The sequence below is a fragment of the Luteibacter sp. P4_D7_3 genome, from assembly GCF_056401735.1.
Window position 1 is genome coordinate 1 of record NZ_JBFUIT010000113.1, and the last position, 11,601, is coordinate 11,601.

At 63.4% G+C, this 11,601-nt stretch carries 9 protein-coding genes; 3 read left to right on the forward strand and 6 right to left on the reverse strand.

Annotation, left to right across the window (positions count from 1 at the left end):
- The 4 genes from AC1DSN_RS11755 to AC1DSN_RS11770 all read right to left on the reverse strand — a co-directional run.
- On the reverse strand, nt 1-443 hold a 443-nt coding region (locus tag AC1DSN_RS11755; protein ID WP_477330802.1), incomplete at its 3' end, for an energy transducer TonB.
- Between the two features lie 533 nt (nt 444-976).
- Complete coding sequence (locus AC1DSN_RS11760) at nt 977-1,954, reverse strand: hypothetical protein (protein ID WP_477298093.1); 978 nt, start codon at nt 1,952-1,954, stop codon at nt 977-979.
- Between the two features lie 366 nt (nt 1,955-2,320).
- Nucleotides 2,321-2,644, reverse strand: coding sequence for a hypothetical protein (locus tag AC1DSN_RS11765; protein WP_477296055.1), 324 nt, complete (start codon nt 2,642-2,644; stop codon nt 2,321-2,323).
- 97 nt (nt 2,645-2,741) lie between these two features.
- On the reverse strand, nt 2,742-3,296 hold the full coding sequence (locus AC1DSN_RS11770; protein ID WP_477330804.1) for a hypothetical protein: 555 nt from the start codon (nt 3,294-3,296) through the stop codon (nt 2,742-2,744).
- A 126-nt stretch (nt 3,297-3,422) separates the two neighbouring features.
- Here AC1DSN_RS11770 and AC1DSN_RS11775 point away from each other — a divergent pair, with 126 nt between their 5' ends.
- Both AC1DSN_RS11775 and AC1DSN_RS11780 read left to right on the forward strand, forming a co-directional pair.
- Nucleotides 3,423-4,016 (forward strand): TetR/AcrR family transcriptional regulator, encoded by a 594-nt coding sequence (locus AC1DSN_RS11775; protein WP_477330806.1) that lies wholly within the window; start codon nt 3,423-3,425, stop codon nt 4,014-4,016.
- 67 nt (nt 4,017-4,083) lie between these two features.
- Nucleotides 4,084-5,718: an NAD(P)/FAD-dependent oxidoreductase gene (locus AC1DSN_RS11780; protein WP_477330808.1), complete on the forward strand. Its 1,635-nt coding sequence runs from the start codon at nt 4,084-4,086 to the stop codon at nt 5,716-5,718.
- 63 nt (nt 5,719-5,781) lie between these two features.
- On the opposite strand, the gene AC1DSN_RS11785 is transcribed toward AC1DSN_RS11780, so the two are convergent.
- Nucleotides 5,782-9,042 carry a protease pro-enzyme activation domain-containing protein gene (locus AC1DSN_RS11785; protein ID WP_477330810.1) on the reverse strand — a complete coding sequence of 1,087 codons (3,261 nt, stop codon included), beginning with the start codon at nt 9,040-9,042 and terminating at the stop codon, nt 5,782-5,784.
- Nucleotides 9,043-9,257: 215 nt separating this feature from the next.
- Between AC1DSN_RS11785 and AC1DSN_RS11790 the strand changes: the two genes are divergently transcribed.
- Complete coding sequence (locus AC1DSN_RS11790; RefSeq protein WP_477296050.1) at nt 9,258-10,694, forward strand: sensor histidine kinase; 1,437 nt, start codon at nt 9,258-9,260, stop codon at nt 10,692-10,694.
- Here the strand turns inward: AC1DSN_RS11790 and AC1DSN_RS11795 are convergent.
- On the reverse strand, nt 10,653-11,363 hold the full coding sequence (locus AC1DSN_RS11795; protein ID WP_477296049.1) for a response regulator transcription factor: 711 nt from the start codon (nt 11,361-11,363) through the stop codon (nt 10,653-10,655). The genes AC1DSN_RS11790 and AC1DSN_RS11795 overlap by 42 nt on opposite strands.
- Nucleotides 11,364-11,601: the final 238 nt, after the last annotated feature.

The window sequence follows — 11,601 nt, forward strand, 5'->3', positions numbered from 1 at the left end:
CCGGTGAGCTCCGGGTCGTTGCAGATAGCTTTCTCGGTCGGCGTCGATGCCTTGACGCAGCTGAATTCCGGTCCCGGCACTGCCACCGGCGCACCGGAGTGGAAAGAGTGACTGAAGGTCACTGGGGCCACAACGGTATCCTCCATGTTTCGCCCATCCACCACCCTGGGTCGAAATCGCCAGCTGTATGCCCCCTTGACCGCAGCGGCATCCAGTTCGCTGTAGCCGCTGCTTTCCTCAACCGACACGTCTACCGGCTCGCCGTTCGCGTTGAGCTTTACCCGAACCTTTACAGTCCCTTCGTGACCCTGACGAATGGCGCTGGGTGGGAAGGGCGGGGCGGGAGTACCGATGATCCGCTTTTCGGAGGCCTCGACGGGCTTCGGGACCGGAGCGGCCTCAGTCGCATGCGACTGCTGCGCGAGCACGAGGATCAGCCCCAACCATGCAAACCGATATTTCATGGAACTCCCTGCTATCCAGTCCGGTGCGCGTGCCCGCGCGCGTAACGAAGTGTATCGGCAGGTTTCCAACTGTCTTTAGCTGATGGGGCCGCCCGCCGTGGGGATTGAATACGGCATAGTAGATCCGCGCGCCGTCACTGTTCACGAAGCCGCTCTGCTCAGGCTCGGGAAGCGGCGGCACGTCCGGCACGGTTGCCCATCAACTCATATACCCTCCGCAGTTGGCCGGCGATAATATTCGCCAGCAATATCGCGTCGTTCACGATGGGCAACATGGCCGAATGCTCCCCATTGTCATGCAACGGGCTGGCATCGACTCTGCCGGTCAATGATCATTGCTTACTTGGCACGCTTGATGAGGCGGTGGCCGCCGTCGAACAGGGCAAACTCCACGAGTGCGAGCTCGGGCCTTATCGCCTCATTGCCGTCTACACCGTTGACGACTGACTTCCGTCACGACTGCATCTCATATCCCCAAGGCGCCGCCGACGCGAAGCCGCTGGGGGATAGTCCTACTGGTGATGGCAAGCCATGCAGGAGAAGTCGCTGCCGATCATCATCGGGTTGGCTGACTTCTTTCCCGGTTGAGCGTCCGCATTGAATACCGCCACGTTCGCTTCCGCATCGCGGATACGCTGTTCCAGTACGTCACGATAGGTCCAATGAGCGTAGCCAGTGGATAGCCTGGCGGTAGCGTAGATTTTGCGTGCGGTCTGCCAGTCGCCAGCCTTGGTGAGCATGTCTCCCATGTTGAGGAAGAAGCCCTCTTCGTTATGCGGTGCTTTTTCTGAGTTGAGGCACGCGCGAGCATCGCGGCTTTGCCCCACGGCCTTTGCCATGTTTTTCGCAACAAGGTCCATATTGTTGCCGTGGCGGTCAACCTTCATATGGCCGCATACCTCGAGGTTCTGCCATTGCTGTTCCAGCGCCTGCTTGAAACCATCGCTGGATGCCGGCATGCCGCTTGCCACGAATCCCGCGGTAAACAGGTTGAAACCGGGCCAATCGGATACAGCCTGTTCCATGATTTCCGCACCCTGTTGGCGAAGCGCGGCGTCGCGGTCGATCTGGGCTTCGGCCAGTATCGCGCTGGCGAGGAAACCACGGTAGCGCGCATCGTCGGGGGCGAGTGCCACGGCTTTCTGGAAGTACTTTCTTGCCAGAACGATGTCGTCAGTGATGCTCGCCGGTGCCTGTTGCATCCGGTGCCTTTCCGCCACGCGCCACATGTGCAACCAACCTACATGGGCAGCACTGACGGCATCATTGGGGTCGCGCAGATAAGCGGCAGTGGAGGCCTCGATGCTGGCCTGGATGTGCGCGTAGTCGCCACTACGGAAGGTCTGCCAGAACAACTGGTCGGCTTCCAGGGCGGCAGGCTGGCGGCCTGGCGCTCCCGCTCCCGATTGCGCGGTGGCCGGACCTGCAACAAGACAGCATAGGACGGCAGCAAGCGCAGTAACGATGGGCAAGCGGGAGACTGGCTTCACGAGGCGGGTTCCGTTGCTGGTGATGGGTTGCGTGACATCCAGCTTGTCGGTTGTGCAAGTCGATCGGGAGGGCGGCTTGTCAACGACCGGCTTTGACAGTTGTCACTCGCCTCGCTGCCGCCTGGCTAACCAGGTCGCTTTTTTTTAGTTCTTCGCGGAATTCCGGGGAGGCTGGAGGGGGGCGGTTCACTCGCGTTACGAGTGCGTGTTTTTAGCGGCCCACGCGCCGCCGATTGCGTGAGGGTGGGCACCAAGGTCTCCCCGCGAGACGCCCAAGTGTAGAAAGCGATGGCAAAGCCGAGCCCGCGAAGCCGAAGGCGAGCCATGCGCGAGGTGCGAGGTGCCAAAGAAAGCCCGGCCCCAAAGTTAAGCGGCCGGCCCCCGAGAATCCGCGAAGAACCTTTTTTTGAGCTTCCCGATGATGGCAAATGCCACCACCCCGTAAAAAGCGAATCCAAGCGGAACGCTCGCGAACCACACGACAAACGGCAAGGGCAGTCCGTTGGCGAACGGATTCCCTACCGCCTCGCCATGGGGCGCGGGCACCAGGGACTGCAGAAGGGAGTTTTGCCAGAACAATGCGTTCGATAAGGCCTCGTGGCCTGCGTCGTCGGCCGTGAACGAAAGCGCGATGAGCAGAAGCGTCACGGCCACGCCGATGAACGCCGCCAACAGGATCCGTTTGACCATAGAACGCCTCAACGCTGCATCCCGGTCCGGACAATCCGTTCCGTCGCCGCCAAAGTACCCGATTCATCTGGTCGTCTGCCGGGGCACGCGGGCCGGATCAGGTGGATTCACGCTGATAGGCATCGTAGGTCGGGCGCTTGAAGGTCAGCCGCAACGCGGACAGGAGGAAGTACAGCCCGCCGAAGGCCGCGTACGGGGCAAGCTTGGCGATCGTGGGGGCCTCTCCGAACGCCTGGACGGTCATGAAGACGCCGGCCAGTGCCGACTGCACGCCGCTGATCATCATGAAGACCTGGCCGCCCAGCTTCCTGCGGCGAATGCCGACGAAAAGCTGCAGCAGTCCCGACAACAGGGCCCAGATGCCAAAGACGAACAACCCGCCGGCGTTCCCGCGGACAGTCAGCGCAACGACGAGGACAGCCGCCGTGGCGATGCTGACCACCACGTTGAGTCGCTGGCCTGGGTTGGTGCGCAGGCCGCCAGATCGGCGTGCCTCAAGCATGTTCGCGAGGGCATCCCAGGCGGGATAGAGGACCAGGAGGGCACCGGAGACGAGGGGTGGCACGCCAAGGTTCGATAGCAGTACCACCAGGGCGACCCAGGCGAAGGCAACGCCTGAGCGGAGAAAGTAAAAGCTTCGTAGTGTGTTCATTGGTACATCCTCAAGTGGGAGAGTAACCCTACTAGTAGGTAGTCAAAGGAGTCAACATTCTTATTGTTTTGGGATCGGACTCTGTTCCTGTTGAATAGTTAACCTACTGAATGGTAGGCTATGCCTATGACCACCCAGCAGAAACTCATCGATTCAGCGCGGTATCTGATCCAGACCCGTGGCTATAACGGCTTCAGCTACGCCGACGTCGCCGAGCAGGTCCAGGTCCGGAAGGCGAGCATCCATCACCATTTTCCGGCCAAGGCGGATCTGGCGCGGGCGGTCGTTGAAGAATCGCGGGCTGGCATCGTCGAGCAGATCGCGTTGCTCGATGGCGACGACTTCGATCCCGTGAAGAAGCTGGGGTTCTACACCGGCTACTGGGAGCAGTGCATCGCTGACGCGTCGGCTCCGTTCTGCGTCGCCGGCATGCTGGCGGCAGAACTGCCCTCGTTGCCGCCCGAGCTGGCGGAATGCGTCCGCGCGCATTTCCGCGACTTGTCGCGTTGGCTCGAGACCATTCTCACCAAGGGCGCGCAGCAGGGCGTATTCCGTCTCCAGGGCGCGGCAAGTACCGAAGCCGAGGCATTCATCTCACTTATCTACGGCGCCATGCYCACCGCTCGTGCTTTCGGCGATCCCTCCAAGTTTGCCGACGTGGCCCGAGGGGGCTTGCGTCGGCTTGTCAGCACGACCGCCGTTCCGGCGGCACAAGGTTAAGCCTCGCCAGCCCTCGACGCCCCAGACATGCGAAAATACCCGGCCAAACCGCCTGACACCTGCACGCATGATCCGACTCACCGACATCAAGCTTCCTCTCGATCACGCCGAAGGCGCCATCGAGGCGGCCATTCGCGCCAAGCTGGGGCTGGGGAAGGGCGGCATGATGGGCTTCACGGTGTTCCGCCGCGGTCATGACGCTCGCAAGCGCGGCAACATCCAGTTGATCTATACGCTGGACGTGGACGTGACGGACGAGGCTGGCCTGCTCGCGCGGCATGCCGACGACAAGCACGTGCAGCCGTCGCCGGACACCAGTTATAAGTTCGTGGGGCACGCGCCGGCCGATCTGAAGCAGCGCCCCATCGTGATCGGCCTTGGGCCGTGCGGTTTGTTCGCGGGCCTGCTGCTCGCGCAGATGGGCTACAGGCCGATCATCCTCGACCGCGGCAAGGCGGTGCGCGACCRCACGGTCGACACCTGGGACCTGTGGCGCAAGGGCAAGCTGGATCCGGAGTCGAACGCGCAATTCGGTGAAGGTGGCGCAGGCACGTTCTCCGACGGCAAGCTTTATAGCCAGATTTCCGATCCGCTCCACCACGGTCGCAAGGTGCTCAGCGAGTTCGTGAAGGCGGGCGCGCCCGAAGAAATTCTCTATGTGAGCAAGCCGCACATCGGCACCTTTCGATTGGTCACGATGGCGGAGACCATGCGTGAAACCATCGAATCGCTGGGCGGCGAGATTCGCTTCACGCAACGCGTCGATGACGTGCTGGTCGACACCGCTAGCGACGGGTCACGCCAACTGCGTGGCGTCGTGCTGGCCAGTGGCGAACAGTTGCTGAGCGATCATGTCGTGCTCGCCGTGGGGCACAGTGCGCGCGACACCTTCTTCATGCTGCACGACCGCGGTGTGTACATGGAGGCTAAGCCGTTCTCCATCGGCTTTCGCGTGGAGCATCCGCAGTCGATCATCGACCAGGCACGCTTCGGGCCGCAGGCGGGTCATGCGCTTCTCGGCGCGGCCGACTACAAGCTGGTGCACCACTGCAAGAATGGTCGTTCGGTCTACAGTTTCTGCATGTGTCCGGGCGGCACCGTGGTCGCTGCGACATCCGAGCCGGAGCGCGTGGTGACCAACGGCATGAGCCAGTATTCGCGTAACGAACGTAACGCGAATGCGGCGATCGTGGTGGGTATCGAGCCGAAGGACTTCGCCGCGTTCGACGACAGCGGTAGCCCGCTGGCCGGCATCGCCTTGCAGCGCGCACTCGAATCGCGTGCGTACGAGCTCGGTGGCCGGGATTACAGCGCGCCCGCGCAGTTGGTCGGCGATTTCATCAAGGGCAAGCCGTCCGAAGGGTTCGGCAGCGTACAGCCCTCTTACAAGCCTGGCGTGCGTCTGACCGATCTCGCGCCGGCCCTTCCTGAGTACGCCATCGAGGCCATTCGCGAAGCGCTTCCAGCGTTCGATCGCCAGATCAAGGGCTATGCCATGCACGACGCGCTGCTCACCGGCGTGGAAACGCGCACCTCGTCGCCGGTGCGCATCCGTCGCGACGACGCCTACCAGAGCCTCAACACGCGCGGCTTGTTTCCCGCCGGCGAAGGTGCCGGTTACGCCGGTGGCATCCTCTCCGCTGCGGTCGATGGCATTCGCGTGGCGGAAGCGGTGGCGCGGAGTATCAACGGCGCCGGTTGATATCAGGCAAAGAGAAGGGCGAACGGTTTCCCGTCCGCCCTTTTCGTTAGTACGTCGTCCTGGTCAGTGCGTACCAGCCACTGCCACCTGCGCGGCGGCGCTCGACGAAGCGGCAGCATTCACGACACCCTGGACGCGATTCATCTGCACCTTGTAGCCAGCGGGCACGACATACGCCGTGCCTTCGCCATCGGCCACCTGCTGCGAGACGAAGCCATCGCCGATGCCCTGCCACAGGATGGCCTTGCCCTTGGCATTGGTCCAGACCAGGTCGGCCAGGCCGTCGCCGTCGAAGTCTTCGATCGTCGCAACGGTATAGCCGTCCGGAGCCGCCATGGTTCCCTGGCTGGCGACCGTCGTGCCGTCCATCTCCCACCAGCGCAGTTTGCCGGTGCTGGCGTTGAACCAGATCAGGTCCGTCTTGCCACTGCCGGCGACTTCGCCGACGCCGACAAGCGCGAAGCCCGCGGGGGCATTACTGCCATCGCTCTTGGTGAAGCCGCCCTGGCCGTTGTTGATCCAGTACTTCACCGCGTTCTTCGGTCCGGTCCAGACGATGTCGAGGATACCGTCGCCATTGAGATCGGCCAGGCTAGGCATGAAGCCCGCTGGTGCGGCGAGCGTCGTGGATGCGCCCTGTTCGCAGTCCATGGTGTCGAAGCGGCCGAACTTGAGGGTGCCGTTGCAATCGAAGGTCCAGAAGGACACCTTGCCGGTGCCGGCGTTAAACCAGACTTCCTTGGACTTGGCCGACGCGTCGATCAGTCCGGCGCCGACCAGGCTCCAGCCGGCCGGGTATGGGAAGCGGAAGTTGTTCCAGCCGTAGCTGTAAACCGCGAGGTTCAGCGTGTTGGTGGTCGGGTTGTCGCTTTCCATCACGGTCTGGTTGGTCAGCTGGCCGCCGAAGATATCGAACGGGATGGCCTTGACCTGATCGCCCGGCTGAAAGCCGTCGACCACATTGCCATTGTCCTGGGTCGCCGGGGTCCACGTATCGCTGGAGAGCACGGTGCTTCCGTTCATGCGCACGAGGGTGGCGTTACCGGTCTTCGGACCCACCAGCAGTAGCGTGCTCTTACCGTCCAGCACGGAGTTCAGGCCTACGCCGGGGTTGGCGCTGTCGTTGGCGCCGGCCAGATCCCAGGTGCGGGGAATGATCTGCCCGCGGGTCTGCCTGGCGGCGATGGCGTTGGTCAGGTTGGTCACGTTGACCGAGCCCAGGCCGGTGGCGTAGTCGTAGCCCTTGCCGGTCTTCCACGCGGTGACGAGCGAAGCACGGCCGCCGTCGCTGACCACGCCGTATTGCTGGCCTTTCTTGACGAAGCAATCGCCCGTACCTGCAAAGCAGGGAACGTCGATATCACCCACTGTGACATCGTGGAACACGCACGTGGTGTCGTTGGCTTTGCAGCCCGCTGCCGGTGTGGCGACCGTGCCGTACTGCGCGCGAGCCAGGCCGTAGAGCGTCGGGCCGACATTGCCCAGGCGGTTGGCGCTTGCCTGGTCGACGAGAGCCTGCACGCCTGCCATGGCCGGTGCAGCGAACGAGGTGCCACCGGCGCTGTTGAACAGCGAGTCGGTCGGGTCAAGGTAGTTACACGGTACGCCACCCTGGTCCGCATCGGACATGCAGAAGATCAGCGCGTGACCGTAGAGACCGTTCGCGGCGAACAGCGACACGTCCGGCAACGCCCGTGTGACGTTCTGGTCCATGCCAGCGATACCCTGCTGCCAGGTTGGCTGCGACCAGACGTAGCTCGGGCCGCCGCTACCACCGGCAGTGTTGAGGAAGTTTTCGCCGGCCGCCGAATTGCAGGCATTGTTCGGATTGGCGATGCCCAGGACCTTGTCGAGCTGGGCGCTGGCGCAGGAATCGTTCCAGGTCTGCTCGGGGATGTAGCTGATCGCACTGGCACCGAGCTCACCGTTACCAGCCAGCCAGTACTTCTGCGTTTTCTTGAAGTCGTCGAAGTCGGTACCGCCGACGGCAATGTTGTAGGGCGTGCTGCCCAGGCCATTCACCGCGATGCCGAAGCTGGAGGCGACCTGGTTCTGGTCGCAGCCGGCCGAGCCAGCATCCCCGGTGGAGACGAAGACGGTCACGCCTTCGGCGGCAGCGGTGGACCATAGTGCCGCAGCTTCGTCGAGGTCGCCGACGGCGGCGCTGACGGATTCACATTCGCCGTAGCTCAGGCTCATGATGGGTGGCGGTGCGTCCTGCTCCAGCAGGTTCTGGGCGGCCAGGAAGGCGCCGAAATCCGCACCGCTGTCCGCGCATGAAGCCAGGGTCACGTTGGCGTCGGGCGCCGCGGCACCGGCCCACTCGGCGTCGAGCGCGGCCTCGCCTTCATCGGCGTTCGTACCCGGGTCGCCGCAGCTGGTATCGCCGGCGAATCCCGCCGGGTGCAACTGGGTGAAGACACCCTTGGCATCGGCAGGCAGGAAGGTATGCCGGAAGGTGGCGACATCGGCATCGAGCACGTTGGTGCGCTCGAGCACGGCCACGGTCTGGCCTGCGCCGCGCACCGGGTTCGTCTGGCTCCACAAGGGATTGACGTTGTAGATGGTGCCGAAGTCGGCTGGCACCACGTCGTACTGAACGTCGCCCTGGTAGACGAAGTTGAAGTCGGACGAGGGCGCACCGGCGGTGACCCATTCACCCTTCTTGTTGCGTTTGACCGGCTGGGCATCCTTCTTCTGGGGCTTCGGGAAGAAGTCGGTCAGCGAGGCGACGCCACGGACGACGGGTACGAGGGCAGTGGGCAACTTCTGTTCGGCGCTATTGGCGAAGTGGCGCTTGCCGTTGGCGTCGGTGAAGTGGTGCAGCGAGGTGCCGAAGGCCTGTTGCACGGCGCCCACGGAGCCGGTGAAGCGGATGAGCATGCCGTCGGCGGAGACGTTCTTCACGCCGAGGCCCTGGCTAGCGAGCCATGCCTTCACGGCGGCGATGTCTTTCTGGTTCGGACCGAACTGCGCACCCACCTGGCTGGCGGTCAGCCACTTGTGGAAATTGGGCGAGGAAGGATTGTCCAGCGAGGCGAGGTAGGTATCGAAACGTTTCTGCTGGTCGTCGCTGCGCTTGAGCACCAGGGTCATCGAGGGAATCACCTCGGTGGTTCCCATGGGGCCGGCATCGGCGCTACTGCGGACCCTGGCAGGCACGCTGCCTGGCAGCGTCGTCATCTGGCTTTTATCGACTGACCTGGTGATCAACGGTGTAGTGGTGGTGCTGCCTACCGCAGCGGTAGCGGCAGCGGCGTGCGCATCGCATGCGGCGCCCGCGGCAACGAGCAGCGCGCTGCCCACAAGCCAAGGCCTGAACATGATGTCTGACATAGTACCCCCGAAGGAAAAGAGCCGTTTACCTCGTAAGTTCTTGTGCCCAACCCGTAAAAGGCTGCCCCTTCGGCACACGTCCGCATGACGCATGTTCATGCGGACGCTCGACGATAGCTTTACATCCGTCGCAAAGTCACACACGCTCGACTGGCCGGCTTCTCACCGAGTTCTCACCGCCGGACATCGAGGGGAAACGCAGGATGTTGTCCCGCATTCGCCATTGGCTTGCCAACACGCCGATCGACGATCCGGTCGACCGGCGCAACGCGAGTTTCATGCAGTTGCTTCTCGTCTTCGAGGGCTTGCGCATTCCTGCGACCAAGCTCTACTTGTTCGGCCTTTACGGCTCGTATCTGCAGGAACATTTTTACGGCAAGGCGCGTATCGGCGCTTCGGCGGCGATGGCCATCGACATCGGCACCGATCTGGCGATGACCCTGTCGGCATGGTTGGGCTTCTACCTGATTCGTCGTGGGCGATTCCCGCCCGCCGTCTCGCAATTCGTCGCCACCATGCTCGCGTGCGGTGCGGTGGCCTATGCGGCGTTCGGCTACCACGCGACCGACGGTAATCTCACGTTGATGATGATTCTCGCGCTGAGCGGCCTGATGCTCGGGCGCAAGGCGTTGTGGATGACTTACGCAGCGGAGGTCGCGATCCTGGTGATGAGCGTGGATCCTCTGAAGGCTTCCGGAAGCGGTAACGCACCCGGACTTCTGCTGGCCATCTACAACCTCTTGCCGATGCGGGCGCTGACCAGCTACCTGCTCATTGCCCTGATCGTCGACCGCAGCATCTATGCGTTGCGCGAGAGCCTGCTCGAGTCGGATCGGCGCCGCCAGCAACTGGCGTGGGAGATTGCCGAACGCGAGCGAACGCAGGAGCGACTGCTTCACTCGCAGAAGATGGACGCGGTCGGCAAGCTGGCGAGCGGTGTCGCCCACGACGTCAATAACGTTTTCGACATCATCCTTGGCTTTTCCACCGAGCGCGATCGCCTGCCTGCGGAAGACGAGCCGATGGACGGCAATACACGGGCTGTGGCCGACGCGCTGGAAGGTATCGAGCTGGCCGCTCGCCGGGGTACGGCGGTGTGCCGCAAGCTGCTCAATTTCAGCCGGAACGATGTCACGGTTACCGAGGAATTCGATGCGGTGGCGGCGTTGCGGGAGTTGCGTCCCCTTGCCCGGCAGTCCTTGCCCTCACACTGCCAGTTGTGTATCGATGCGCCGCCGGATCCGCGGTTTATCCGTTTCGACCGCAGCCAGTTTGAAATGGCCGTCATCAACCTGGTGACTAACGCGCGCGATGCCATGCCGGGTGGCGGCAGCTGCACGATCACCCTGGAAGACAGCGACGGTTATGTCGCGCTATCGGTACAGGACACGGGCATCGGCATGACTGAATCGACCCGCGCGCAGATGTTCGAGCCTTTCTTCACTACGAAGGCCGCCGATCGTGGCACCGGCCTGGGCCTGAGTGTCGTCCACGACCTCGTGGTGCAGGCCGGCGGCCAGACGATCGTGGAGAGCGTGCTGGGGCAGGGGACGACGATTCGACTGCTGCTGCCGCTGATCGGGCGGGTGGCCGACACGTCAGGTTTCCAAAACATAGCCCGTGCCGTGGGCGGCGTTTAGGGGCAGGGGCTCGCCGAGGGCGGCCAGGACCTTGCGGCGGAGGCGATGCACCATGGAATCCAGGCGGTGCGGATCGAAGGCGTCGACGTCGTCGGTGAGCACGGCGATCAGGGCCTCGCGCGAGACGACCTGGTTAGCGTGCTGGATCATCGCTTCGAGCAGGAGGCGCTCGCTCTTGCTCAGCATCACCCGCCCGCCGGAGGGGGACAGCAGGAACCATTCGTCCGGGCTGAGCGTCCAATGCCCCGCCGGCGCCATCGCTGGCTCCAGTCGCCGCGCCACGCTATAGAGCGTCGCCACGAGCACATCGATCTCCACCGGCTTGGTCAGGTAGGCATCGGCACCCTCGAACAAGCCCCGCACACGGTCGACGTTGTCGCTGCGGCCCGTGAGGATGATGATGCCGGCCCGAGGCACGGCGGCGCGGAGCGATCTCGCCACCTCGAAGCCATCGCCATCGGGTAGGCCCAGATCGAGTAGAAAGATGTCCGGCGGCCCGATCCTGACCACCTCGCGCAGCTCGGCCGCGCTGCCGGTCGCGGTGACCTCGAAACCGAACTGCCTCAGCTTGGGCGCAAGGACGCGGTCGCGCAGCAAGTCGTCGTCATCCAGGAGCACCAGGCGCAGCGGGCGCGCCAGGCGGCCAGGCGCCAGATTCGATGTCGTCACACGGATGCCTCGAGTCCACTGAGCCGCAGGCGCGGCTACCGACAGGAGCTTGCCCTCATGGCGGGGCGAAATCCAGCAGCTTCGGTCACAGCAGGGAATAAACTCAGGCCCAGGACGATCTTACCTGTCGTGGGCACGCCTCCCGTGCCGTCACCCAGAGGTATTCGTCATGTCCGTGCCCGTAAACGCCTCATACGCCGTATCGACCTTGCCGCCGATGACTTACACGAAAGTGGCC